The sequence below is a fragment of the Methylobacterium sp. P1-11 genome (assembly GCF_008329595.1).
GTDB lineage: Bacteria > Pseudomonadota > Alphaproteobacteria > Rhizobiales > Beijerinckiaceae > Methylobacterium.
On sequence record NZ_NPKS01000035.1, the window covers coordinates 25914 to 51527 of the forward strand.

22 protein-coding genes and 1 pseudogene are annotated in these 25614 nt (G+C 68.2%); 12 read left to right on the forward strand and 11 right to left on the reverse strand.

Features of this window, described 5'->3' with window-relative positions; genetic code table 11:
- The first annotated feature begins 181 nt into the window (after positions 1-181).
- Positions 182-1228: a low specificity L-threonine aldolase gene (locus tag CIW48_RS26695; protein WP_149313457.1), complete on the forward strand. Its 1047-nt coding sequence runs from the start codon at positions 182-184 to the stop codon at positions 1226-1228.
- A gap of 344 nt (positions 1229-1572) precedes the next feature.
- Here CIW48_RS26695 and CIW48_RS26700 read toward each other — a convergent pair.
- Together CIW48_RS26700 and CIW48_RS26705 are read right to left on the reverse strand one after the other, a co-directional pair.
- Positions 1573-2760, reverse strand: a pseudogene (locus CIW48_RS26700) (DUF1501 domain-containing protein).
- The gene (locus tag CIW48_RS26705) at positions 2757-4283 is read right to left on the reverse strand and encodes a DUF1800 domain-containing protein (protein WP_149313458.1); all 1527 of its coding nucleotides are present in this window, start codon (positions 4281-4283) and stop codon (positions 2757-2759) included. Before CIW48_RS26705 ends, CIW48_RS26700 begins: the two are co-directional and overlap by 4 nt.
- Before the next feature lie 185 nt (positions 4284-4468).
- Between CIW48_RS26705 and CIW48_RS26710 the strand changes: the two genes are divergently transcribed.
- Positions 4469-6082, forward strand: coding sequence for a peptide chain release factor 3 (locus CIW48_RS26710; RefSeq protein WP_149313459.1), 1614 nt, complete (start codon positions 4469-4471; stop codon positions 6080-6082).
- A gap of 92 nt (positions 6083-6174) precedes the next feature.
- On the opposite strand, the gene CIW48_RS26715 is transcribed toward CIW48_RS26710, so the two are convergent.
- Positions 6175-6633, reverse strand: a complete 459-nt coding sequence (locus CIW48_RS26715) for a response regulator (protein ID WP_149313460.1) — start codon at positions 6631-6633, stop codon at positions 6175-6177.
- A gap of 7 nt (positions 6634-6640) precedes the next feature.
- Positions 6641-7108 carry a BLUF domain-containing protein gene (locus CIW48_RS26720; RefSeq protein WP_091785693.1) on the reverse strand — a complete coding sequence of 156 codons (468 nt, stop codon included), beginning with the start codon at positions 7106-7108 and terminating at the stop codon, positions 6641-6643.
- A 307-nt stretch (positions 7109-7415) separates the two neighbouring features.
- Here CIW48_RS26720 and CIW48_RS26725 point away from each other — a divergent pair, with 307 nt between their 5' ends.
- The 5 genes from CIW48_RS26725 (at position 7416) to CIW48_RS26745 (ending at position 12895) form a co-directional block, all read left to right on the forward strand.
- Positions 7416-8678, forward strand: coding sequence for a flagellar hook-basal body complex protein (locus tag CIW48_RS26725; protein WP_149313461.1), 1263 nt, complete (start codon positions 7416-7418; stop codon positions 8676-8678).
- 34 nt (positions 8679-8712) lie between these two features.
- Positions 8713-10572, forward strand: a complete 1860-nt coding sequence (flgK, locus tag CIW48_RS26730) for a flagellar hook-associated protein FlgK (RefSeq protein WP_149313462.1) — start codon at positions 8713-8715, stop codon at positions 10570-10572.
- A gap of 2 nt (positions 10573-10574) precedes the next feature.
- Positions 10575-12152: a flagellin gene (locus tag CIW48_RS26735; RefSeq protein WP_149313463.1), complete on the forward strand. Its 1578-nt coding sequence runs from the start codon at positions 10575-10577 to the stop codon at positions 12150-12152.
- A gap of 157 nt (positions 12153-12309) precedes the next feature.
- Positions 12310-12570: a hypothetical protein gene (locus tag CIW48_RS26740; protein WP_149313464.1), complete on the forward strand. Its 261-nt coding sequence runs from the start codon at positions 12310-12312 to the stop codon at positions 12568-12570.
- A 1-nt stretch (position 12571) separates the two neighbouring features.
- Positions 12572-12895, forward strand: a complete 324-nt coding sequence (locus tag CIW48_RS26745; protein ID WP_149313465.1) for a hypothetical protein — start codon at positions 12572-12574, stop codon at positions 12893-12895.
- Between the two features lie 9 nt (positions 12896-12904).
- Here CIW48_RS26745 and CIW48_RS26750 read toward each other — a convergent pair whose 3' ends face one another.
- From CIW48_RS26750 to CIW48_RS26760, 3 genes are read right to left on the reverse strand one after another with little or no spacing between them, the layout of a single operon-like run.
- Positions 12905-13378 (reverse strand): hypothetical protein, encoded by a 474-nt coding sequence (locus CIW48_RS26750; RefSeq protein ID WP_149313466.1) that lies wholly within the window; start codon positions 13376-13378, stop codon positions 12905-12907.
- Positions 13365-13724 carry a rod-binding protein gene (locus CIW48_RS26755; RefSeq protein WP_149313467.1) on the reverse strand — a complete coding sequence of 120 codons (360 nt, stop codon included), beginning with the start codon at positions 13722-13724 and terminating at the stop codon, positions 13365-13367. The genes CIW48_RS26750 and CIW48_RS26755 overlap by 14 nt, the downstream gene beginning before the upstream one ends.
- 25 nt (positions 13725-13749) lie before the next feature.
- A complete protein-coding gene (locus tag CIW48_RS26760; RefSeq protein WP_149313468.1) occupies positions 13750-14886 on the reverse strand; it encodes a flagellar basal body P-ring protein FlgI in 1137 nt (378 codons plus the stop codon).
- 241 nt (positions 14887-15127) lie between these two features.
- On the opposite strand from CIW48_RS26760, the gene CIW48_RS26765 reads away from it, so the two are divergent.
- Positions 15128-15556: a flagellar assembly protein FliX gene (locus tag CIW48_RS26765; protein WP_149313469.1), complete on the forward strand. Its 429-nt coding sequence runs from the start codon at positions 15128-15130 to the stop codon at positions 15554-15556.
- Between the two features lie 195 nt (positions 15557-15751).
- Here the strand turns inward: CIW48_RS26765 and CIW48_RS26770 are convergent, their stop codons facing one another.
- Positions 15752-17248 (reverse strand): ATP-binding protein, encoded by a 1497-nt coding sequence (locus CIW48_RS26770; protein WP_149313470.1) that lies wholly within the window; start codon positions 17246-17248, stop codon positions 15752-15754.
- A 378-nt stretch (positions 17249-17626) separates the two neighbouring features.
- Here CIW48_RS26770 and CIW48_RS26775 point away from each other — a divergent pair, with 378 nt between their 5' ends.
- The 4 genes from CIW48_RS26775 (at position 17627) to dksA (ending at position 22435) form a co-directional block, all read left to right on the forward strand.
- A complete protein-coding gene (locus CIW48_RS26775; RefSeq protein WP_149313471.1) occupies positions 17627-18874 on the forward strand; it encodes an Hsp70 family protein in 1248 nt (415 codons plus the stop codon).
- Positions 18875-19449: 575 nt separating this feature from the next.
- On the forward strand, positions 19450-20823 hold the full coding sequence (locus tag CIW48_RS26780; protein WP_149313472.1) for an MBOAT family O-acyltransferase: 1374 nt from the start codon (positions 19450-19452) through the stop codon (positions 20821-20823).
- 2 nt (positions 20824-20825) lie between these two features.
- A complete protein-coding gene (locus tag CIW48_RS26785) occupies positions 20826-21833 on the forward strand; it encodes a hypothetical protein (protein WP_149313473.1) in 1008 nt (335 codons plus the stop codon).
- Between the two features lie 182 nt (positions 21834-22015).
- Positions 22016-22435 carry an RNA polymerase-binding protein DksA gene (dksA, locus tag CIW48_RS26790; RefSeq protein ID WP_012322444.1) on the forward strand — a complete coding sequence of 140 codons (420 nt, stop codon included), beginning with the start codon at positions 22016-22018 and terminating at the stop codon, positions 22433-22435.
- Positions 22436-22482: 47 nt separating this feature from the next.
- Here the strand turns inward: dksA and CIW48_RS26795 are convergent, their stop codons facing one another.
- From CIW48_RS26795 to CIW48_RS26805, 3 genes are read right to left on the reverse strand one after another with little or no spacing between them, the layout of a single operon-like run.
- Positions 22483-24192: a TadE/TadG family type IV pilus assembly protein gene (locus tag CIW48_RS26795; protein WP_149313474.1), complete on the reverse strand. Its 1710-nt coding sequence runs from the start codon at positions 24190-24192 to the stop codon at positions 22483-22485.
- A complete protein-coding gene (locus CIW48_RS26800; protein ID WP_091785645.1) occupies positions 24164-24829 on the reverse strand; it encodes a TadE/TadG family type IV pilus assembly protein in 666 nt (221 codons plus the stop codon). Before CIW48_RS26800 ends, CIW48_RS26795 begins: the two co-directional genes overlap by 29 nt.
- Entirely contained in the window at positions 24817-25401 is a 585-nt protein-coding gene (locus tag CIW48_RS26805; protein WP_348645140.1) for a TadE/TadG family type IV pilus assembly protein, read from the reverse strand. Before CIW48_RS26805 ends, CIW48_RS26800 begins: the two co-directional genes overlap by 13 nt.
- Positions 25402-25614: the final 213 nt, after the last annotated feature.

Consider the following 25614-nt stretch of genomic DNA (forward strand, 5'->3'; position numbering starts at 1 on the left):
CCCGCCGCCGATCTGGAAACCGGCAACGTCCCTCGCCCGGTTTGAACCCGGGAGGGACGGGAACGTCGGTTTCCGAATCGGCGTGGAGCTCACGCCTTGACGGGGCTATTACACCAAGCGCGCACCAGTTCCAACCGTGCCGCGCGATCCATCTGCGCCTGCGCCGTGCTAGGTTGCGCAGATGAGACACGACGACTCGCAGCAATTCGCCAGCGACAACTATTCCGGCATCTGCCCGGAGGCCTGGGCGGCCATGGAGGTGGCCAATCGCGGCCACGCCCCGGCCTACGGCGAGGATGCCTGGACTGCCCGGGCTGCCGACGCGTTCCGGGACCTGTTCGAGATCCCGTGCGAGGTGTTCTTCGCTTTCAACGGCACGGCCGCCAACGCGCTGGCTCTGGCCGCGCTGTGCCAGTCCTACCACAGCGTGATCTGCGCCGACTCGGCCCATGTCGAGACCGACGAGTGCGGCGCGCCGGAATTCTTCTCCAACGGCTCGAAGCTGCTGACCGTCCGGACCGAGGGCGGCAAGCTCACGCCGGAGGCGATCCGCGGGCTCGCGCAGAACCGCAGCGACATCCACTTCCCGCGGCCGCGGGTGGTGACGATCACGCAGCCAACAGAGACCGGGCAGGTCTACAGCCTCGCCGAGTTGCGGGCCCTGTCGGCGACCTGCCGCGAGCTGGGCCTCGCCCTGCACATGGACGGGTCGCGCTTCGCCAATGCCTGCGCGAGCCTGAACTGCAGCCCCGCCGACATGACGTGGCGCTCGGGCGTCGACGTCCTGTGCTTCGGCGGCACCAAGAACGGCATGCATGCCGGCGAGGCGGTGGTGTTCTTCGACGCCAAACTCGCGGAGGATTTCGGCTACCGCTGCAAGCAGGCCGGACAGCTGGCGTCAAAGATGCGCTTCCTCGCTGCCCCATGGGTCGGAATGCTGGAAAGCGGCGCGTGGCTGACGAACGCGGCCCACGGCAATGCCTGCGCCCGGCGCTTCGCCGAAGCCGTTGCCGGGCTGCCGGGCGTGCGGGCGCTGTTTCCCGTCGAGGCGAACGCCGTCTTCCTGACGATGCCGGCGGCGACGATGGAAGGCCTGCGGGCCCGGGGCTGGCGGTTCTACACCTTCATCGGCGGCGGGGCGCGCTTCATGTTCGCCTGGGATGCCCGGCCGGAGCGAGTCGACGAGCTGGTCGGCGACCTGCGCGCGCTGGCGGCGGCCGCGGCCTGAGCGAGCGGTCATAGGGGTTCAGAGCCGCCCCACCCGAAGGTGTTTTGCGCGCTGTCGTCGGGTTTCCGTGAGGAGCGTCAATACGTTGGCACGACGTGCGCACGGTCGTCCTTGCGAGCGCAGCGAAGCAATCCAGTGCCGCGCAACGCCATCCGGTGTCGTGCGGCCCTAGGTCGATTCGCTGCGCTCGCGATGACGGAGGGGCCGAAAACCCAGACTCGAGGGGGCTGTCTGCAACGCCTGAGCCTTCAGCTTGCCCCCTGCGATGCAACTCCGCCAATCCCGCCCTCCACTTCAGGACGAGGGGAGGGGTGGGAAGGCGCGATGCTTCAGCGGGCGGCCCCCTACAGCAGCGCGAGATCCACCGGGTCCGCGCTCGGGAAAATCCGCCGCAGGCTCGCCTGGTCGAGCCCGTAGAGCCGCCGGAACAGGCCGCCCAGCAGCCCGCGATAGTCGGTGAGCACCAGATAGTCCCGGTTCTGGAACAGGTGCGCCTCGTCCGTCCGCACCTGCGGCCCCGCGATCCGGCCGCCGCGCACCCCGCCGCCGAGGATCCAGTAGACGCTGCCGTGACCGTGGTCGGTGCCGCGGCTGCCGTTCTCCCGGAAGGTGCGCCCGAACTCCGACAGCACGACCACCACCGTGTCGGACCAGCCCGGCCCGATCTCCTCGACGAAGCCCGCGAGGCCGCGCCCCGGCTCGCCGAGCCGGTCGGCGAGGTAGCCGGTGCCGGCGCCCTGGTTCACGTGCGTGTCCCAGCCGCCGACATCCACGAAGCCGAGGTTGAAGGTCTCGCGCATCAGGCGGCCGATGCGCCGGGCCGACAGCTCGAAGCCCTTGGGCGAGACCGCCCCGCGGTCGGCCTGGCCGGCATGGTCGGAGATCGTGTGGTAGACCGCGTCGCGCACCCGGAATCCCTCGGTCACGGCGGCGGCCAGCTTGGTGTCGCTGTACATGGCGGCGATGAGGCGGGCCTGCCGGTCGTCGATGCCGGGCTTGCCGACGCCGTTGATGGCGATGTTGGGCACCGTCTCGCCGCCCCGGAAGATCAGCGGCATCTGGTCGGTGAAGGCGATCGGCCGGACCCGGGTCAGCTCCGCGGCGAGCCGGGCCATGAAGCCGGAATTGTAGTCGCGGGCCGACCCGACGGTCTGGCCCATCTCGATCGTGTCCTGCGTCTCGAAATGGCTCCGGGTCAGGTCGTCGGTGCCGGCGAAGGGCACGAAGGCGGCTTGGCCCTTGGCGTAGAGCGGCAGCAGCGTCTCGCGCAGCGCCGGGTGCAGGCTCCAGTCGGCGTCGAGCGCCAGGGCGGCCTTTGGGTCGGCGGCGTCCGGCCTCGGGATCGCGAGGTTCGGCCGCGACCGGTAGTAGAACTCGCTGCCGGTCGGAATCACCACGTTGGCGGCGTCGTAAGCGCCGCGCAGGAACACCACGAGGAGCCGCGCGTCGGCCTTCGGGGCGGCTCAGACGCGGCCGGCCACCGTGGACAGGCCGAGCGCCGCGACGGCGCGGATCAAGTCGCGGCGGATCATCGCATGAACTCCGGCGAGGCGAGGTAGAGAGTGTTCCAGTCCTGCGGCGAGACCGCCTGGGCGAGGGCCGCCCGCGTCGTCGCCGACAGGGTGCCGGACAGCGTCGTGAAGTAGAGCCCGTTGGCGAGCACCGGGAAGGCCGGCTCCTCGGCCTGATCGGGCAGCGTCGGCTTGAACAGGCCGGCCGAGCCCGACCCGATCTGCCGGGCGATCTCGAACCGCGTCGCGAGCTGCCCGGGGCCGCTCCAGGCGGCGTCGACGGGGTAGCCGTCCGGCGTCGACCGGTTGAACAGGCCCTCGCCGAGGCGGTTCAGCCAGCCGAGCACCGGGCCGGCGTTGCGGATCACCCTTGTGTCGTAGGCCATGCGCAGGGCGGAGAAGACGTAGCGCACCGGGTCCTTGAAGGCGCCGCCGCGCTCGGCCGTGAAGGCCGGCTCGCGCACCAGCGCCTCCATCACCGCGGCGATTTCGCCGTCGCTGCGACTGAAGACGGCGGCGAGCCGCGCCACCAGGGCGTCGTCGGGCGGCTGACCCAGGAAGTAGGTGGCGAGCGCCCGGGAGACGTTGGTGGCGGTGGCGGGATGGCGGGCGATCAGGTCCACCGCCTCCTCGATCTCCGGCCAGCCGCGTCCCTGGATGCGTGTCCCGAGGAAGACCTTGTCGCCGTAATCGTGCCGGTTCGGGTTGAACGCGAACAGGCCGTCCCGGCGGAAATCGGCGGCATGCTCGGGGCGAAGCTTCGGGGTCTCGGGCTTCATGTCGATGCCGACACCACTCAGGATCCGGGCCAGCGCCTCGACATCGCCCTGCGTGTAGCCGGAGCCGACACCCATTGTGTGCAGCTCCATGATCTCCCGGGCGTAGTTCTCGTTCGGGCGGCCGGCCGCGTTGGCGTCGTTGTCGAGGTAGCGCAGCATCGCCGGGTGGCGCAGGCTTGCCATCAGCAGGTCGCGGAAGCGCCCGAGCACGTGCGGACGGATCGCGGTGTCGAGGTAGTCGCCCACCGCGGCGCGCAGGGTGGACTTGCCCTGATGCACGTTGAACCGATTGAACCAGAACCACGTCAGCCGCTCGCGCAGCTGATCGGGGCTGTAGAGCGCCCGCAGCACCCAGACGGAGGCGGCGTTCCGCGCGGCCATGTTCAGCGCGGCCTGGAAGGCCTGCTGCGCGGCCTTCTTGGCGTCGGGGTCCTGGATGTCCTTGAACGCCTTGGCCTGCGCATCCAGCGCCTGGGCCCGTTCGAACAGGCTGCCCGGCGGGGTCAGCGCGTCGACCTGCGCCTGGGCGGCGGGCGGCAGGCGCGATTCGGCCGGCGGATGGAGCTGGGCGTGCAGCCACCGTGCCCGCCCCTCCGCGGTGAGCTGCGCGAAGGCAGACGGGGTGGCGCCCCAGGTCAGGGCATCCAGGAAGGCGGCATCGGCCGCGGCGGCCTGCGGCGACGCGTCGGCCGCACGGGGCCCCGGGCCCGCCAAGGCCACCAACAGACCAGCAACCAGACAACAGCGTGTTGCGGCGCGCGACATCGCAGCCTCGCGGTGCGTGGATCGGTCGGGGCAGCGTGGTGTCGTGTCCCTGTACCGTGCCTGAAAGGCGGCCCCATCGTGCCGGCGTCTTTGCCAATATCGGGGCTTGCCGCTACACGATCCCGAGACCGCGCGAATGCCGCGCCGCGCACCACCACGTTCCGCCGATCCAGAGCGTTCGCTCCATGCTGATGCAGACCAAGACCGAGGCGAGGCCGGCCGATCCGGTGTCGCGGCGGCGCACCTTCGCGATCATCTCCCACCCGGATGCGGGCAAGACGACCCTCACCGAGAAGCTGCTGCTGTTCGGCGGCGCGATCCAGCTCGCGGGCGAGGTGAAGGCCAAGCGCAACCGGGTCTCGACCCGCTCCGACTGGATGGGCATCGAGAAGGAGCGCGGCATCTCTGTGGTCACCTCGGTGATGACCTTCGAGTACGGCGACTGCGTCTTCAACCTCCTCGATACGCCCGGCCACGAGGACTTCTCGGAGGACACCTACCGGACGCTCACGGCGGTCGATTCGGCCGTCATGGTGATCGATGCGGCGAAGGGCATCGAGGCGCGCACCCGCAAGCTGTTCGAGGTCTGCCGCCTGCGCGACATCCCGATCGTCACCTTTATCAACAAGCTCGACCGCGAGGCCCGCGACCCGTTCGAGCTGCTCGACGAGATCGAGAAGACGCTGGCCCTCGACGTTGCCCCGGTCACCTGGCCGATCGGCACGGGCCGCAACTTCTCGGGGACCTACGAGCTTGGCGGCAACCGCGTGCGCCGCCTCGATGCCGCCGAGGATGCCGGGATGGTGGCAGTCTCCGGCCCGCAAGACCCGCTGTTCGACGAGCTGCTCACCGAGAACGGCGCTGCGGATGCGTGGCGCGAGGAGGTGGAGCTCGCCGAGGGCGGACTGAAGCCCTTCGACCTCGACGCGTTCCGCGAGGGTCACCTGACGCCGGTCTTCTTCGGCTCGGCGCTGCGCAATTTTGGCGTGCGCGACTTGATCGACGGTCTCGCCAAGGTTGCGCCGCCGCCCCGCGGCCAGGACGCCGACAAGCGCCTCGTGGAGCCCACCGAGCCACGCATGACCGGGTTCGTGTTCAAGATCCAGGCGAACATGGATCCGAATCACCGGGACCGGATCGCGTTCATGCGGGTCTGCTCGGGCAAGCTCAACCGGGGCATGAAGGCCCGGCTGGTGCGCACCGGCAAGCCGATCTCGCTCTCGGCGCCGCAATTCTTCTTTGCGCAGGACCGTGCCATCGCCGATGAGGCCTATGCCGGCGACGTGGTCGGCATCCCGAACCACGGCACGCTGCGGATCGGCGACACGCTCACCGAGGGCGAGGACATTGTGTTCCGCGGTGTGCCGAGCTTCGCCCCCGAGATCCTGCGGCGGATCAAGCTGACCGACGCCATGAAGGCCAAGAAGCTGCGCGAGGCGCTCCAGCAGATGGGCGAGGAGGGCGTCGTCCAGGTCTTCGTGCCGCAGGACGGCAGCCAGGCGATTGTCGGCGTGGTCGGCGCGCTCCAGCTCGACGTGCTGAAGGAGCGGCTCCAGGCCGAGTACGGCCTGCCGGTGGATTACGAAACCTCGCGCTTCTCGGTCTGCCGCTGGGTGTCGTCCGATTCGGAGGCCGAACTCGACAAGTTCATCGACACGCACGGCTCGGCCATGGCCAAAGACCTCGACGGAGCCCCGGTCTTCATGGCGACCACGGCCTTCTCGCTGCGCTACGAGGAGGAGCGCTACCCGGCCGTGCGCTTCACCGACGTGAAGGATTACCAGAAGCGGACGGCGTGAGGGTTTCGGCGGCGGCTGAGCCATTCGCCTCCTCCCTCGCCAGAGGGGAAGGGGATGAGCGCTTCGCTGCGGAGCGTCCAAACGGCCCGCTGTCAGAACTTCCCCAGCATCGGGAACTCCACGCTCAAGCTCGATTCCGATGCGATCGGCGTCTCGCGCTTGCGCGGCTTGCGGTTGAGCACCTGCTTCAGCTTGCTCTTCAACACCGCCATGTCGAAGGGCTTGAGAATGAAAGCGTCCGCCCCGGCCTGGTGGGCGAGATTGATATCCTCGAAATCGAAGGAGGACTCAGTCAGCATGAAGGGCGTGTTCATCAGGGTGTCGTCGGCGCGGATCTCGCGGAGCAAGCTGAGTCCGTCCATCGGCTCCATGTCGAGGTCGGAGATCACCAGGGCGTAGCGGCGCTGCCGCAGCCGCTCCAGCGCCTCGGGCGCGCTGGTGACGCCCTCGACATCGGGGAATCCGATCCGGGTCATCAGCATCACGATCAGGCGGAGAAGCTTCTCCTGGTCGTCGACGATGAGGATCGGCGGCGTATCGCTCTCGGACATCGGCGGCTCAGATGAAGAGATGATCGATGCCCTGGCGGGACATCGCGTCGGATTGGAGCGAGAGGCAGAGCCCATGGATCGCCGAGGCCTTCGGCGTACCGCGCTGGAGCATCGGCAGCAAATTGGCCTTGGCGAACAGCGTGTCGTTTCCGGTAGTGCGCTGAGCGCTCTTGAACGAGTGGACGAACTCGCGTTTGGTGATCTCGCGCCACTCGCTGATCTGGACATCACGGTGGCGGCTATCGGCGCTCACTCGGTCGAAAGTCTCGTGCACCGACGTGCGCTCGCCCTCGATCACCTGGCAGGCGAAATTGCCTTCGATGACCAGGAAGCTTGTGATCACCGCGAACTCGTTTTTCTTCTGCGCGATCCGCCCGATCTCACTGATCTGCTCGGACCGCTTCGCCGGGTCCGACGACAGGTTGAGGCGCGAGAAGTAGATGATGTGGACGAGGCTTGTCCGTTTCGCCCGCATGATCCCGAGATCCGAAGTCTGTACCCGTTCAGCGCGTCCAGGCAGGCCGCACTGCGCGTTGCCCTGGCCCGGCGGCATCTTCGCGCGTGTGGAATAACACCGCGTAAACGTCGCGGGCGCCGTCCCGACGGATGCGTGACCAGGGTGGGTTCGACCCGGCAGGATCTGCCGGGGTTGTCGCCGTGATGGGCGAACTCTGCCGGGTCGAGAACGCGCCAGCTTCGAATTCTCAAGGGCTTAGCTCTGGCATGCCGGTTGCGGTCCCCAACCCTGCGGGCCAGTGCGGCGCGCATCGGGATCGCTCGCCATGGATCTTTTCTCTGCCTTGCAGACCTCGGTCTCCGGACTGCAGGCGCAGTCCTATGCCATCAGCAACATATCCGGGAATATCGCGAACTCGCAGACAACCGGCTACAAGCGCATCGACACCAGTTTCGTGGATTTGATGGCGGAAACCACGCCGAAGCGCGAGGTCGCTGGCTCGGTCTTGGCCCAGTCACAACTGACGAACACGATCGCCGGCAACGTTGTTTCGTCAAGCATACCCACCAACATGTCGATCACGGGTACCGGCTTCTTCACGGTCGTGCAGAAGACCGGCGATGCGAACAATCAGCCGACCTTCAGCGGCGCGAACGTATACACGCGTCGCGGAGATTTCTCGCAGGATAAGGATGGTTATCTGGTCAATGGTGCGGGCGGGTACCTGACCGGCACCAACTTGGATCCCACGACCGGCCAAGTAACCAGCACGGGGCCTGTTAACATCGGCAACCTGACACTTCCCGCCCAACCCACGGCAACGATCGAGTATTCAGCCAATCTGCCGGCAACCCCCACCGTGACTGCGTCAGCTCAGCCACCCAACAGTATCGCAGGTCCATCGATCACTGGATATACTACAACTGGCGCGCCGGTCACGATCAGCATGCGCTGGGTTCAAACGTCGGCCGCCGGTACCTCGCCCTCGTCGTGGGATTTGTACTACAACAGCAGTACAACGGACACGCCGTCCTGGACTCAAACCGGGCCGGCATTCAACTTTGATTCGACAGGCCAGCTGACCAGCCCGAGTTCGACCGCCCCTGTCGCACTGACCGGCGTCAAGATCGGCGACTATAGTTTTGCATCGCTCAATCTGGACGTCAGTGGCGGACTGACTCAGTACGCGGATGCCAGCGGCGCCGTGACCACAAAGAAGCTCAGTCAGGACGGCAACAGTGCCGGCACGCTGACGAGTGTCTCGGTGGGCGAGGACGGTAAGATCAGCGGCACGTTCTCAAACGGCTCGGTGATTCCCGTCGCCACGGTCGGTGTCGCGCAATTCGCCGATCCAGATGGGCTGAAGGCCGATGGAAAGGGGAATTATCTCCAGACTGCCGATTCCGGGCCGCCACTGACCGGTCTTAACGGTAGCACGATCAACGGCGCCAGCATCGAGCAATCGAATACGGATATTGCAAGCGAATTTTCTAAGATGATCGTAACCCAGCAGGCATACTCTGCGAACACGCGGGTGATGTCGACGGCTCAGACGATGATGTCCGATCTTCTCAATGTGATCCGGTAGCTGATTCCGAGGGGGTCGCCGAGGAGGCTTACAAGTGTCGCTGAACGCACTTTCCAACGCGACCGCCGGGCTTGCAGCTACGCAGGCTGCGATCAACATCGTCTCGCAGAACGTCGCCAATGCCGGGACAGCCGGATACGTCAAGCGAACACTCACGCCTGTTGCCGCCGGAACCAACAATCTGGGAGTGGCCGCCGGGACGGTCACCCGCAGCTTCGACGCGGCTGCCCTGAACCAACTCCGGCTCGAGACATCCGGCGCCGCCTACACCAGCACGAAATCCGGCATCATCTCTCAGCTCGATGCCCTCTACGGCACCCCTGGCAGCTCAACAGCGCTCGACGGCACGCTGAACACCTTCACCCAGTCGCTCCAGCAGCTCGCCGCCAACCCGACCTCCGCCGCCGCCCGCACGACGGTGCTGAGCAGCGCGTCTGCCCTCGCGAGCCAGATCAACGGTGCCGCCGCCACGGTGCAGACGCTGCGCACAGGGATCGAGTCACAGCTCGGCACCGATACGAATTCGGCCAGCGCGCTCCTGTCGAGCATCGCCAACCTCAACACCAAGATCCAGAACACCGCGGACAGCTCGTCCCTGGCCGACCTGCAGGATCAGCGCGACCAGGCGATCAACGGCCTGTCGAGCTACATGGACGTCAGGACGACGTCGAAGAGCGACGGAACGGTCACGGTCCTCACCCAATCCGGCGCAACCCTGGTTGACGGCGGCAATGCGGCGACCCTGAGTTTCGACGGGCACGGCACGCTCAGCGCAAACTCGTCCGTTTCGTCGACGCCGCGCTCCGTCGGCACCATCACCGCCATGTTGCCAGGGGGTGGGAAGATCGATCTGGGCGAACCTGGGGTGCTGCGATCCGGGAGCCTCGCGGCTCAGCTCGAACTGCGCGACCAGACCCTGCCGCAGGCCCAGCGCCAGCTCGACGACCTCGCGGCAGGGCTGGCGAGTTCGCTGACCGACAAACAGGTGACCGCGACGGCGAATGCCGACAAGTCCGCCTCGATCAACCTGTCAGGCATCAAAGCCGGCAACACGCTCACGATCCCGGTTACCGTCAACGGCACGGTCCGGAACGTCATCCTCGTCGCATCCAACTCCACATCGACAACCGTCGCCCCGAGCCAGACCAACGACGCCAACGCGCTCGTGGGAACCTTCCAGATCCCGAGCGATCCGTCGCAGTATCCAGCCGTGATCAAGGCGGCTCTGGCGTCATTGACGCCGAATTTGAGTGTGGATGTCCCCGGCTCAGGTCCGAACATCACGATCAGAGACACGTCCAGCAGCCCGAATCAGGTTACGGCGAGCGCCAACATCACGGCCGTCTCCGCCGACGACCTCTACACCGGCAACCCGTCGCTGGCCCTGTTCGTCGACGGCGCCAATAACGCGGTCTACACTGGCTCCTTCGACCGCGGCTCGCAGCTGACCGGCTTCGCCCAGCGCATCGCCGTCAACACGAACCTATCCGGCGATACGACGGCGCTCTCGGCCGCGGCCCCCTCCACGAGCGCCGCGAACACGAACGCCTCGGGTACACGAGCGCAGCAGCTTTACGCGGCGCTGACCTCCACGCCGCAGACCTTCTCATCGTCCAGCGGTATCGGCGGCATCTCGGCTCCGTATCACGCCACCGTCGCGGGTTTCGCGCAGGATATCATCTCTGCCCAGGGGGCGGCCTCCGCGAACGCCTCGGCGCTCGACGGTACCCAGCAAACTGCACTCGCCACCGCCCAGAGCCGGTTCGCGACCGGGGCCGGGGTCAACATTGATCAGGAGATGTCCAACCTGATCGCCCTGCAGACGGCGTATGGCGCCAATGCCCGCGTGTTGACGGCCGCCCGCGACATGCTCAACCAGCTGCTGCAGATTTGATCATGACGACGATCACACCCTTCGCGGCTGGCTCGTACCTGACGACGCGGAACGCCGCCCAGCTCACGACACTGAAGAACCAGCTCAATGACCTGTCGAACCAGGTTTCGAGCGGTCAGGTGTCGCAGACATACGGCGGCCTCGGCTCCGGGCGTTCCACGGCGCTGGCCGCACAGGCTACGTTGAGCGCGCTCGGTGGCTACGCCGCCGGCATCACAGCCGGGCAAACGCGGACAAAACTTGCGGTGACTAGCCTGACCCAGGTTGCGACGCTGGGCACGAGTGCCCGCCAGAGCCTAAACAACGGGCTGCAGAGTGCTGCGACCAGCTCCATTGCGGGCCGCTCGACCGCCCTCGGAAACTTGGAGACGGTGCTCGATACGCTCAACCAGTCGGCGGCGGGCAATTATCTGTTCGGTGGCGCCGATGCCAGCACCCAGCCGGTCCTCGACGCCGACACGATCCTGAACGGATCGACGAACAGTGACGGAACCCTGAAGGCCGGTCTCACGAAGCTGATCAAGGATCAGGTTGCGGCAGATCTTGGGTCGGGCTCCGGTTGGCTGACCACCTCCCTATCCGGGTCGGCCGTGACCGTGGCCGAGAAGGACCCGACCAGGACGAGCTTCGGCTTCAATGTCGGCGGAGCCTCGTCGACGACGACTGCAATCACGGCGACTGCCAATCCCGGAACGACGTCCACGCCGGGCACGATCAATCTCGCCGTGAACAGCCCGCCGGCCGCGGGCGACAGCGTAACCGTCACGCTGAAAATGCACGACGGGACATCGACGACGCTGACGCTCACCGCCGTCTCCGGCAACACCGCGACTTCCACGTCGAGCACCGGAGCGACCTTCGCAATCGGCTCCGATGCGCAGACGACGGCCAACAACCTCAACATCGCGCTCCAGGGTGCCATCACGGCGGCCGCTGCCGGAACCCTCGCCGTAAGCTCGACGGCGATCGCCGCGAAGAACTTCTTCTCGGGTTCGGCAAGCGCAGGCATCATCCCCCAGCGCATCGACTTCTCCGGCGCGGCCCCCGTCTACGTGCCCGGAACGAAAGATAACACGGTACTCTGGTACCAGGGCGAGGATACCCGGAGCGCGCCCCCGGCCCTGCAGCCGACCTCAGCGCTCAGCACCCAGTCCGTCCAGATCAGCTCGACGGCCAGCGTCGGCACCGGTGCCCGCGCCAACGATGGCGCGATCCAGAACGTTCTCGCCGGCCTCGCCACGATGGCTTATGGGCTGCCCACGACCAGCGACGGCAACACTATCGCCACCTATCAGGCGGTGATCGACCGGGCGGGCAACCTACTCTCATCCACCGACACGACGAGCCCCAGCGTCCAGGACACCGTCACCCAGCTCTCCCTCGCGTCGGCGCGCCTGTCCAGCGCCGGCACAACCAACACGGCAACGCAGAACACCGTCCAGAACACTCTGGACGGTATCGAGCAGGCCTCGCCTGAAGAGGTTATCGCCAAGCTTCTCGACGTACAGAATCGGCTTCAAGCGAGTTATCAGATCACCTCGACGCTCTCGAAGCTCTCACTGGTCAACTACATCAGCTAAACCGGAGAGGGAAAAGGGCGCGGCTTCGTCCAGTCGCGCCCACGGTCCCAAAAATTTCGCGACCGCGCGAAAACATCATAGTCTTGCCGTTTTCCGGGGATGAACCGCATAGTGCGGATGCGCCCACGCGCCGTCATTCGATCGAGGAGAGGTCGACATGTCGCTGCCCGGACCCATCGAACTCGTTCTCCGTCTGGGAGCCGCCCCTCGCGTCGGCGCGATCGTCATGGTCGAGCAGGCGATCGACACCTATCTTGCGGGCTATGCGCATGCCGACGACCGCGCCATCGCCCTCGACATCCTGCTCCGCGATCTCGCCCGGCTACGTATCCACGAGCCCGATCTCGACCGATTCATCGGCGAGGTCGAACTCTACATCGACCTGCTTTTCCGGGGCCTCGCCTGCCAGGCCGCCTGAGATGCTTGGTCGGCTTCGACTGTGCGCCGCACTGGCGGCGGCCCTGACCCTCGCCGCGCCGGCCGTCGCCCTCGATCTCCGGAATTTGCCAGTGACGCCGGGGCCGGTGCCGTGCCCGTCCAAGGGCCAGGGCTTCCTACGCCTGCCAGGGAGCGGCAGCTGCCTCCGCATCTCGGGCCGCGTGGTCGCGGGGGCGGACCTGGGCGCCGGGCACCGGGTCGCGGCGGCTCCGGCTGTCACCGGCCGCCTCGCGATCGACAACCGCGCCGATACCGATCTCGGCGAGATCCGGACCTTCGTTCGGATCGGCACCGGCCGCCGCTGAAAGCGGGGCTCAGAGGTTGCGCGAGAGCACCAGGGGCCCGCTGCGCACGCCGCGGCCATACGGAGAGGGCGCCGGCGCTTGCCGGCCGTAGCCGGACGGCAACTGCGCGCGACCGATCTCCTCGGCCAGCGACTTGATCAGCCCTTCCGAAACGGTCTTCGCGCTGGCGAGCACCGTCTGGTTCGCCTCCACGGCGGTCGTGAAACGGCGATGCGCCGTCCGCAGAAGCTCGACCCCGTCGGGATGGAAGCGCTTCAGCGCGACGGCGTTCGCCTTCGCGACCTCAAGGCCCTGCATGTAGGCGGCGGCCAGGGCTGCCTTCGGCTCGGCTGCGGCGACGCCCTCCTGCAGGCGGCCCTCCCGAACGAAGGCGGCCTCCTCGGCGAGCACGGCCTCCAGGGCCGCCATGTTGCCGAGCACGCCCGCGACCAGGGCCTCGGCGGTGACCCGGTCCGCGACGCGCAGCGGTTCAGCCTTTTGCATGTGTCGCTCCAACGTTTGCCGCACCCTGCATCTTCATGATCTCGCGGAAGATCGAGTCGGCGATGCCGACGCCGCCGCTCTTCACAATCTGGGTTGCGTATTCCTTGGTCAGCATCGAGCGATAGACGCCTCCGCCGGTGCCATTCTCGCCCAGTGGTCCCTCGGTGCCTTCCGACTGCGTCAGCCGATCGAGGCTGTTCTCGAGGAACATCGATTCGAACTCGGTGGCGGTCTTCCAGGCCTTGGCCTTGTTGGCGGTCTTGATGATCCCGTCGGCCACGCTCCCGGCGGCGGAAGTCCCGACGCTGGCGGCGGCGCTGGCCGCGAAACTCGCGAGTTGCAACATGGTTCGTGCCTCCGCGTCCGGGTGATCACATTAACTCGATGTCGGCCTGGAGCGCGCCGGCGGCCTTGATCGCCTGGAGGATCGAGATCAGATCCCGCGGGCCGACGCCCAGCGCATTGAGGCCGTCGACCAGTTCACGCAGGCTGACGCCCTCCTTAACCAGCGCGAGCTTGTTGCCGTCGCCGGTATCGACCTTCACGCCCGTCCGCGGCACCACGACGGTGCGCCCGTCCGAGAAGGGCGCCGGCTGGCTCACCTGCGGCTGTTCGGTGATGGTGACGGTGAGGTTGCCCTGCGCGATCGCCACCGTGGAAACGCGCACGTCCCGGCCCATCACGATGATGCCGGAGCGCTCGTCGACCACGACCCGGGCGGTCTGGTCGGGCTCGACCTTGAGCTGCTCGACCTCGGTGATCAGGCGGATCATATTGCCGTTGTAGCGGGCCGGGATCTGGATCGTCACGGTCGCCGGATCGGTGGGTTCGGCGGTGTCGGCGCCCATGAAGTCGTTGATCGCGGCGGCGATCCGCTTCGAGGTGGTGAAGTCGGGATTGCGCAGCGACAGCCGCAGCGCGCGCGCGTCGTTCAGCTTGAAGGCGATCTCGCGCTCGATATTGGCGCCGTTGGAGATGCGGCCGTTGGTGGGCACGCCCCGGGTGATCTTGGCGGCGTCGCCCTCGGCCGAGAAGCCGGCAATCGCCACGGAGCCCTGCGCCAGGGCATAGACCTCACCGTCGGCGCCCAGCAGCGGCGTCACCAGCAGCGTGCCGCCCTGGAGGGACTTGGCGTCGCCCAGCGACGAGACCGTCACGTCGATGCGGGTCCCCTGCGCGGCGAAGGGCGGCAGGCTCGCGGTCACCATCACGGCGGCGAGGTTCTGCGTGCGCATCGTGGCGCCGCGGGTGTTGACGCCGAGGCGCTCCAGCATGGCCTGGAGGGACTGCTTGGTGAAGGGGATGTTGTTCAGCGTATCGCCGGTGCCGTTCAGGCCGACGACGATGCCGTAGCCGACGAGCTGGTTCTGGCGGACGCCCTCGATGGAGGCGAGATCCTTGACGCGCGACAGGGCCAGCGCCGGCCCGGACAGGGCGGCGAGCAGCAGGGCGCCGGTGAGGGCACCGAGCAGAATCTGCAGAGGACTGAACGCGTGACGCGGGCGCATGCCGGATTTTCGACCTGGACGGACCTGCCGCCATCCTGCCAGGGTCGTGCCACTTCGTCCGGCGCCGCAAGGCTCTGACGGAACGAAGGTTTTCACGGATGCGGCTGGCCGGCTCATCCCGCGGTACCGGCACCGAACCTGCCGACCCGGCAGCTTCTGCCGCCTTGTTTACTCGCGCTTAACCCTGGCAGCGGAATTTCCGGTTCTGCGCGGGGGCGCTTGGAGCAACGCGAACCGGATCATGCGTGTCGAGACTCGCCAGCCGATACAGAGTGCCGGCGGGGTCGCGGGCGCCCGGAAACCCGAGGGGGGCGCAGGCTTCAGCCTCGGTGCGGCCCCGGCCGCAGCAACGGGCACCGGCGCGCCGGCCGCCGCCGCGACGCTTGCGGGCCTCGACGCGGTCCTGCTCCTCCAGGCCGAGGCCGATACGCCCCAGGAACGGCGCCGGCGCTCGGCTCAGCGTGGCCAGGATCTTCTCGATGGCCTCGACCGGCTGAAGGCAGCGCTTCTGGGCGGCCGCGTCGCGCCGCAGGACCTGCGTGCCATCGCCGGCCGGCTGAACGAGCGTGCGGGCCTGTCGGGAGACCCGCGGCTCGACGGCCTGATGTGCGAGATCGAACTGCGGGCCGCGGTGGAACTCGCCAAGCTGGAAATGGCGCGGGGGGTCTGACGGCGCTTGCGCGACCGTTCCTATGGGCCGAGCGAAGCAGCCGGCCGTAGCCTGTTCTCGCTTCCCCGCGAGGAAGCCGGAGGACAGGTGCACCGGAGCGTTCGATTCGGCACCGCCGCCGATCCTGCCCCCGCCCGAGATGGGGGAGGGGAACGCGCGCCTGTTCGACGCGGCGCTTGCGTGGAGCAGATCCCGCTACACCGCCCGCCGCTTCGGACCGGTCGGCAGCATCTGCGGCTCGCCCGGCCCCGTCTCGACACCCAGATCAGGCACCGCGATGATCGGCGCACCGCGCAGATCCTTGCGGGTGACGATGGCGCCGCGCTCCTCGAGATAGGCCAGCATCCGCCGGGCCCGGCCGCCCGAACTGGTTCCGTAGGCCTCAGCCAGCATGGTGTCGGTCGGGCAGGGGGCGCCCTCGATGGCGGCACGGGCGACCACGAGGAACAGCCCGGCCAGATCGTCCGGCAGGCCGGCCGCGATCGCCTGGGCCTGCTCCCACCCGGAATTGTCCGCCACCGCGCCCCCGGCTTCGGCTCGCGCAACGGCCAGCCGCCGCTTGAATTCGGGCAGGCCCATCGTGTCGCCGCGCAGGCGCCGGATGCGGCAGCGGACCGTGAAGTCCTGATACAGCGTCGCGGGCGTGCAGGCGGCCGCGTCGGCATCCGCCAGCACCGAGGCCAGCACCTCGGAGAGCGCCGCCTCGCGGGCCTCCGGATCCATGGGTTCCTCCTCCGGCTCCTCCGCAGGCGCCGGCGGCCGGTAATTGGCGAGCTGTACGAGCACGTCCGGTGCCGGCGTCGGGCGCGGCTTCGGGCGCGGTGCCAACGGCGCGACGCTCTCCTGTGGGCTCGCCGTGAGAATCAGCGCGCGGGCGTCCTCCAGGGCGTCGGGCAGGGGGACCAGGACGGGCGAGGAACTCCGGCTCACGGTCTGGGTCGGCCCGACCGCGATGGTGAGCGGTCGCCGCGACAGGGCCGGCCCGAGGGCCACGAAATGCCCTCGCGGCAGGTCGCGAAACGTCTCGGCCTGGCGGCGCTCCAGACCGAGGAGGTCGGCGGCGCGGGCCATGTCGATGTCGAGGAAGGTCCGGCCCATCAGGAAGTTCGACGCCTCGGCCGCGACGTTCTTGGCGAGCTTGGCGAGGCGCTGGGTGGCGATGATGCCGGCGAGGCCGCGCTTGCGGCCGCGGCACATGAGGTTGGTCATCGCGCCGAGCGACAGGCGGCGGGCCTCGTCCGAGACTTCGCCGGCCGCCGCGGGCGCGAAGAGCTGCGCCTCGTCCACCGCCACCAGCATCGGGTACCAATGGTCGCGGTCGGCATCGAACAGACCGCCCAGGAAGGCCGCGGCGGCCCGCATCTGCCCGTCGGCGTCGAGATTCTCTAAGGACAGCACCACCGAGACCCGGTGCGTCCGCACCCGGGCGGCGATCCGCTGCAGGGCGACATCGTCGCCGTCGGCCTCGACCACGACGTGGCCGTAGCGGTCGGCGAGGCTGGCGAAATCGCCTTCGGGATCGATGATCGCCTGCTGTACGAGGCCGGCGCTCTGCTCCAGCAGCCGCCGCAGCAGGTGCGATTTGCCGGATCCCGAATTGCCCTGGACCAGGAGCCGCGTGGCGAGCAGTTCGGTGAGGTCGAGGAGCGCGGGGCGCTCGCCGGTCAGGCCGAGATCGATGTCGGAACGCATGGGGCCTCATAGCACGGCCCGGCGGATCCGGATGCGCCGCCGGAGCGCTGTCCACGCCTCCCGCATCTGCGAGTTCGCGCGACGGATTGGCGCTCGGCTCCGCGCGGCGGTGCTTCGTCCCGTCGTTCCGGGGCGCCGGAGGCGAACCCGGGATCCGGATCCGCTCTCGGTGTCGGGCTCTTCTGCGCGTCCGGATCCCCGTGCGGCTGCGCGGCCCTCGGGGTGACGAAGCGGATCCGATCCACCGAGGGCGCCGATGCGCGATCCCGCCGTCAACCCCTGTTTGACAAACCCGGGCTCTGCTCCTCCGGCCTGGACCCCGGCATGTCGGCCCTGTAGGCCCACGACCCTTCTCCCAATTCCCGGACCCACGACACGATGGCGGCCTGCGGCCTCGATTTCGGCACGTCGAACACGACCCTCGGGCATGACGGCCCGGAGGTTCCGACGCTGCTGCCCCTGGAGGGCGCGCATCGGACGATCCCGAGCGCGATCTTCTTCGAACTCGGCCGGGAGCCGATCATCGGCCGGGCCGCGACGGCGGCCTATGTCGAGGGCCGGTCCGGCCGGCTGATGCGCGGCCTGAAATCCGTTCTCGGCACCCCGCTCATGGACGAGGCGACCCCGGTCGGCCGCCAGCGGCTGCGGCTGCGCGACGTCATCGCCCGCTACCTCATGGCCGTGAAGGCGCGGGCCGAGGCCGCCTGCGGCCAGAGCCTCGACAGCGTCGTCCACGGCCGGCCCGTCCACTTCGTCGATGGCGACCCGGAGGCGGACCGCCGCGCGGAGGACACGCTGCGCGACATCGCCCGCGACGTCGGGTTCCGGGAAATTTCGTTCCAGTACGAGCCGATCGCCGCGGCGCTCGACTACGAGCGGCAGGTCCGCGCGGAGGAGATCGCCCTCGTCGCCGATATCGGTGGCGGCACCTCGGATTTCTCCATCGTGCGCCTCGCGCCGGAGCGCCGGGGCCGGCCGGACCGGGCCGGCGATATCCTGGCCAATGACGGCGTGCGCATCGGGGGGACGGATTTCGACCGCCAACTCAGCCTCGGCACGGTTATGCCGCTGCTGGGGCTCGGCAGTCCGATGCGCCGCGGCGACCTCGCCGTGCCGAATGCCTATTACCACGACCTCGCAACGTGGTCGGCCATCAACCGCCTCTACAACCAGAAGACCCTGCGCGAGATCGACGAAGTGATCCGCGACGGCGCCCGGCCCGACCTGCTCGCGCGGCTGCGCGAAGCCGTGGAGGGGGAGCGCGGTCACGCCCTGGCCGGGGCGGTGGAGGGGGCCAAGATCGCCGCCTCCGAGCAGGATGCGACAATGCTCGATCTCGGGCTCCTGGAGCGCGGGCTGGCGGTGCCGGTAGACCGCGCGACCCTGTCGGCTCAGACCGGTGATCTCGCCCGGGCCGTGGCGGCCCGGATCGCGCGCTGCCTCGCACAGGCGGAACTTCCTGCTGAGCGGATCGACGCCCTGTTCCTGACCGGCGGCTCCACCGGCCTGCCGCACCTGCGCGCGGCGCTGACGGCCGCGCTTCCGGCCGCCCGGGTGGTGGAGGGTGATACGTTCGGCTCGGTGGGTCTGGGCCTGACCATCGAGGCCGCGCGCCGCGGGGCGTGAGGCCAAGTCCGGTCGATCGCCGCGGCTTCTTCGTCTTCGCGAGCGCCGCGAAGCCATCTAGAGCCGTTCCCGATCGGGTTGGGAGGAAGATAGTCGAGCCCGTGCCGAACGAGGCGCGGGTCCCCTCTCCCGTGCGGGAGAGGGACAGGGGGAGGGGGATCCGGCTTCGGAGAGAGGCGCGGCCCTTCGGCGCTTCGACGGTGCGCCCCGCCCTGAGACCGCGCGTCCCTCACCCCAACCCTCTCCCGCACGAGAGAGGCGGCATGGCGCGGCTGTCTCGACCGGAGTCGCCGTCCTCCCAAACATTTGCAACATGATCGGGCACGGCCCTCGGGCCGCGTCGCAACTGCTGACGGCACCCGAACCCGGGTCCGTTCGCAGCACCCGTGACCACGGAGAGGACCGCATCAGCCGGGTCGATCCGATCTGAGATCACGTCGCTGCAGCGCCGGGCCGCGGAATGGTCGTGCACGTGGAGCGGCGATTGACGGGCCGGGCCCGATCCCCGACAAGGCGGTCGCTCTCGCTCGGAGATAACGGCGGCCCATCCGGGCTCCTCCGCGCCGCCTCGCCCGATGCTGTTCAACTCCTTCGTCTTTCTCCTCGCCTTCCTGCCGACCGCGCTGATCCTGCACGCGCTGGTGGCGCGCGCCGCGCCGGCGTGGCGGCTGCCGCTCCTCGTCGGCCTGTCCTTCGTGTTCTACGGCTGGTGGGATATCCGCTTCGTGCCGCTGCTCGCCGGATCGATCCTGGCGAACTGGTGCGTCGCTCGCCTCTATCGACGCTGGCCCGGCCGCTGGCTGATTCCGGCCGCCATCGCCGCCAACCTCGCCCTGCTCGGGGTCTTCAAGTACCTCGACTTCGCCGCCGATCTCGCCAACCTGATCCCCGGCCTGGAGGCGCCGCGTCTCGGTCTCGCCCTGCCGCTCGGCATCTCATTCTTCACCTTCCACCACATCATGTATCTCGCCGACCTGCGGGCCGGCCGGGCGCCGAGCTTCGGGCTCGTGAAATATGCCCTCTACATCGCGTTCTTCCCGCAGGTTCTCGCCGGCCCGCTCGTGCGCTGGAGCGAGATCATGCACCAGTTCGACGAGGCGCCCTACGCGCGGCCCGACGCCGCCGAGCGCTTCGCCCGCGGGCTGATGCTGCTCACGGTGGGCCTCGCCAAGAAGGTCTTCCTCGGCGATCCGCTCGCGGAATACGTGAACCCGGTCTTCCAGGCGGCCGCCGCCGGCAAGGCCGTCACGGCGGTCGAGGCGTGGCAGGCGACGCTGGGCTTCACCTTCCAGATCTATTTCGACTTCTCCGGCTACACCGACATGGCGCTGGGGATCGCGCTCCTGTTCGGCCTCGTCCTGCCGCAGAATTTCGACGTCCCCTACCGCGCCACGTCCCTGCAGGATTTCTGGCGGCGCTGGCACATGACCCTGTCGCGCTTCCTACGCGATTACCTCTACATCCCGATGGGCGGGAACCGCCGCGGCCTGCCGCGGCAGGTCGGGGCGCTCGCCGCCACCATGACGCTCGGCGGCCTCTGGCACGGGGCGGGCCTGACCTTCCTGGCCTGGGGGGCGCTCCACGGTCTCGGCCTCGGGGCCGGGTTGCTGACGCGCCGGGCCCGGATCACGATCCCGGCGCCGCTCGGCTGGGCGCTCACCAGCCTGTTCGTCGTCCTGACCTGGGTCCTGTTCCGGGCGACGAGCTTCGAGGCCGCGCTCGTGATCTTCAAGGGGCTGTTCGGGCTGGCGCCGAAGGGCTCCGGCTTCAAGTGGCGCACCATCGCCATCGCCGCCCTGGTTGCCACGATCGGGCCCACTGCCTGGAATGCGGTGCACCGCCTGCCGCCGCGGCGGCTGCTGGCCTTCGGCTTCGCGCTGTTGTTCGTACTCGTCCTGCTGAAGATCGGGGACGATGCGAATTACGAGTTCATCTACTTCCAATTCTGAGGATGGCGTCCGCACCCCCCACGACCGACCGGGACTGGCGCGGCTTCGCCCGCACCCTGACCCTGTCGATGGTCGCTCTGTTCGCGGGCTATCTCGCCCTCGCGACGCTGGTCGATCCCTACGATACCGGGCGCTCGACGGTGCTCTCCCGGGGCGCCGTGCGGCCGCAGGGACCCCGCACCGCCTCGGCCGTGCGCGGGCGCGATCCGGCCTATGCGGGCGTGGTGATCGGCAACTCGCATATCCAGCTCGTCGAGCCGGCAGCCCTGACCCGGCTCACCGGCATCCCGTTCCTCCAGCTCTCGGTGCCGGCCACAGGTCCAGCGGAGCAATTCGCCTTGCTCGGCTGGTATCTGAAGCATCATGCCCGGCCCGAAGCGATCGTGCTCTCGGCCGACGCGTTCTGGTGCGCGGACGACCCCGCCTTCCCGAGCGAGCACGGATTCCCCTATTGGCTCGTGGGCGACTGGCCCGCCTATCTGCGGGGCCTGATCCGCTTCTCGGCCGCGCAGGAGACGATCAATCGGCTCGGCTGGCTCCTCGATACGCGCCACAAGGCGGCCGCCCCCGACGGCTGGTGGGATTACGAGCGCAACTATCTGAGCCAGGGCTTCGGCGTCGACCCCGCCAAGAAGGCCGCGCTGGAGAAGCCCGTCGGATCCGAGCCGGAGCCGCATCACGGCGGTCCGTTCCCGATCGCGGCGCGGCTGCGCACCGAACTCACCCGGATCCCGGCGGCGACGCCGGTCGTCGTGGTCTTCCCGCCGGTCTATGCCCGGGGCGAGCCGCCGGCCGGCAGCGCCCGGGCGCGGGCCGAAGCGGCCTGCCGGGCCGAGGTGCGCGCCGTGCTCGCGACGCACGATCTGAGCACGGTGGTCGATTGGCGCGACGGCCGTCCGGAGGCGGCGAATCCGGATCAGTTCTTCGATCAAACCCATTACAGGCTCCCGCTCGCCCGGAGCCTGACGGCCGCGATTGCCGCCGCGATTGTACGGTTGCGGACCCGGTGACAGCGTAAAACTTCTGTACCGTGACCTGTTTGCCGCACGCGGCGATGCAGTGACGGCCCGTTACAGCCCCTGCTCCTGTGTGCGTTGTAGCGCTGAGGCACCTCGACTATACGGCACCTCACGTTTTCGCCGCACACCGGCCATCCCCTGGTGGGCGGTTTACCATCCAGCGAGGGTGACGCATGGCGAAGGTGCAGCTGGAGGACGGCTACGTCCCGTCCGACGACGAGCCCTTCATGAATGACCGGCAGCGCGAATATTTCCGGCGCAAGCTGCTGAGCTGGAAGAACGACATCCTGCGCGAGGCGCAGGATACGCTGGTGGCGCTCCAGAGCGAGAACGAGAATCATCCCGACCTCGCCGATCGCGCGTCGTCCGAGACGGATCGCGCGATCGAGCTGCGGGCTCGGGACCGCCAGCGCAAGCTCACCGGCAAGATCGACGCGGCGCTGGCCCGAATCGAGGACGGGTCCTACGGCTTCTGCGAGGAGACCGGCGAACCGATCTCCCTGCGCCGGCTCGATGCGCGGCCGATCGCGACCTTGTCGCTCGAGGCCCAGGAGCGGCATGAGCGCCGCGAGCGGGTCTACCGCGACGACTGAGCCGGGCCCGGCCGCGCGCCGGATCCGGCTGCCGGCTGCCGGCGGGCCTACTGCGTGAGCCGGAGCGCGCCGATGCTCGCCTGGATCTGCTGGAACGCGGCGATCAGATCGTCGGACGTATTGGCCAGGAAGTACTGGTTGTCCGCCGAGGCGCAGGTCTTCAGGAGTTTCTGGCCGGCCGCATCGATCGGATCGGACGGGATGCTGAAGCCGATCGTGTAGATCGAGATGTTGACCGCCTTCGCATTCGTGCAGGCCTCCGCGGTGAGGGCATCGAGCGCCTTCCGGGCCGTATCCCCGTCCGAGAGGTTCGCGTTCTGATACGCTGTCGTCAGGCGCGGCTTCGCGGTCGTGTTGTTGGCGTTCTTGAAGTAGCCGGCCGCGAAATAGAGCGACCCGGTGGGCGCATTCGGGTTGACGCTCCAGCTGTTGGTGCCGTCCGTCATCAGGATGATGATCTTGTTGATCGTCGTGGCGTTGGAGCTGTTCGCGCTCGACGCGTAGGGTTGCCCGTCCGCGAAGACGCTGTTGGGCGAGAGCGTCCGCCAGCCCCACATGAAACCCTCGTGGATGTTGGTCGATCCGAGGGGCGCCATCTTATCGATGAGCGCCTTCAGCGCGCTGGTATCGCTGGTCAGCCGCTGAAGCGGTTGGGTCGTGCAGCCGAAATTGGGACCGTTGGGGATCCCGACACTCGAGCCGGCAACCGCGTCCTTGGGATTGACGTACTTGCAGGCCTGGCCGAGGGCGGTGTTGTAGGTGCTGCTGTTCTGGCAGCTGCCGCCGTTATCGTCGTCGATATAGCTGTTGTAGCTGTAAGCGGTTGGCGACCGGCTGCCGACCGGGAAGGGCGCCGCGCCGGCCTTGGCGTCGCCCGGCTCGTCTGGCGCCAGCAGCGGCACGTAGTACGAATCCTTGGTCGAGGGGGCGCCGTCCTGCACGTTGAACGGGTAGGGGAGCGACTCGAGACAGCCCGCCCAGCCCCAGTTCCGATTGGCTGCCTGCAGCTTCGCAAACACGTCGAAGCGGCTCTTGAAGAGCGGCGGGGTCGACGGAATGATGTTGGTCCAGTGGTAGCTGGATTGGCCGTTCTGATCGATCCACGAGGCGTAGCGATAGGCCGACGGATCGACCGCCACGGCGGCGGCGAAGGGCACGATCGCGATCTTGGTCGCGCTCGAGAAGGCGGCGCTCGTCGAGACGTAATTCACGAACGTCGTCGCGGCCGTCTGCACGGCCTTGAGCTTCGATTGTCCTCCGCTCGACTCGGCCATCGACCCGGTATTGTCGAGCACGAGCGCGATTTCGAAGGTCTTCGGCAGCGGCGTGGCGCATTGCGACACGGCGCCCGGGTTGATGCGCTTGGTGCCGGTCAGCCCGCCGAAGAAGGTCGTCGAAAGCTTGTGGGCGGTCAGGGTGATCTTGCGCGGGTTGCTGGTGATGTCCAGCGGATCGATCACGAGATTCGCCGTCCCCATGGCACCGGTCATGGTCGTCTGCGCAAGGAGGTTGAGGTCGGGCTGCGACGTGGTCAGGGGCGTCTGGCAGAGGAGCAGGGCGGTCGCGTCGGTCGCGGCCTGGAGCTTCGTCTCCAGCCGTGTGGCGAAGCCGTAATCGATCGCCGCGCCGCCGAGCATCAGCATCGGCACGCTCAGGAACGCGAACAGCAAGGCGACGTTGCCGCCGCGATCGCGCAGGAGGTCGCGGCGCCACCGCGGGCCCGCGCGGTCAGGACGCGCGGTCGATCTGTTTGCCATCGCAATTCGCGTGTTTGGCATCCGGCAGGATGACTTCCGTGTAGGTGCTGGCGCCGTAGGCTTGACCGCCGCGGGTCGGCCACGGCGCGCTGCTCGTGAAGGTGATCGTCTCGCCGACGCCCTTGGCGAGCTTGACCAGGGCGCTGCCGATCATCGGCGTGTAGCTGATGCTGACCTCGGCCAGGACGTAGCGCATGCCCGGCACCTGGTATCCGTCCGGCACGGTCAGGCCGGTCGCGGTACCCGGGCTGCGCGGGGTCGCGTTGGCATTGGCGACGCTGGAGCAGACCAGCGGTACGGGGCTCGCGTTCTTCGGGTCCACGCCCATGGCGCTGACGACGATCTTGACCTTCGACGTGTCGAACGGGCGCATCACCGCAGTGGCGGAGGCGATGATGTCGTTCATCACGCTGGTGCTGATCGGGTTCTGCGTGTCGCCCTGGGCTGTCAGATCCGCCACGGTGCGGGCGAGCTGCGTGAGCTTGCGCCACTCGTCGATGGCGTGTGCGATCTCGGTCATGCCCGCCCAGATGGCGAGCAGCACCGGCAGGATGACGGCGAATTCCACCGCGGCGCCCCCGCGCCGGTCGCGCCGCAGCCGCGCCGTCCACCCGGCGATGATCGTCAGGACGGGCACGGGCTCGCTCCGACGATCTGATAGGGCTCGGTGCGGAACACCGCGGTGGAGGTCAGGAGACTCGAACCCGCGCCGGACCCGCTGGTGAATTGCCGCGTGTTCAGGCCCATCAGGTTGAAGAAGGTCGGGAATGGCACCGCCGCGGTGACGATCACGATCGTTCCCGGAATGGCGCATTTGTAATTGGTACCGAAGCTGGTGTTCCACGTGCCCGTGGCGGTGTCGATCGGCTTGCTCGCGGCGGCGCCCGAGAAGCTGCTCGCCGTCGCGACATCGATCTTGACGCTCTGGCAGTTGAACACCGCGGCGATGGGGCTGCTGGCCGGGCCGCACATGCGGGTCTTCAGGGCCGCGAGCACGGTCGCGGGATCGGTCTGGCCGGCCGTGTCGAGCTGGAACTGGCCGGTGAAGATCGTGCGAACCGCGTTCTGCAGGGCGCGATCGAGATTCTGGGTCGCCCAGATCTGGAATGTGATCTGGATGATCGCGCCGCACAGCGCCAGAAAGGGCAGCGCGACGAGGGCGAACTCCACCGCGGCCGCGCCGCCGGCGTCGCGTCCGAGGCGCTTCAAGAGACAACCTGACGTCTCTCTATACTGTGCGGTTAAACGTTCTCTGCCGGTCATGGGCGAGCAGATCAGTGGGACGTAGCCATCCTAGCCGATGTGAGCCCAAGATTTTGCAAAACCCTTAATCTGATCGGCGAGAGCAGACCCGTCGAGGGTCTGCTACTCTTGATTTTATTTCATGCGTCTCGAGCCCCGATGCGCGGTTGACGCATTGCT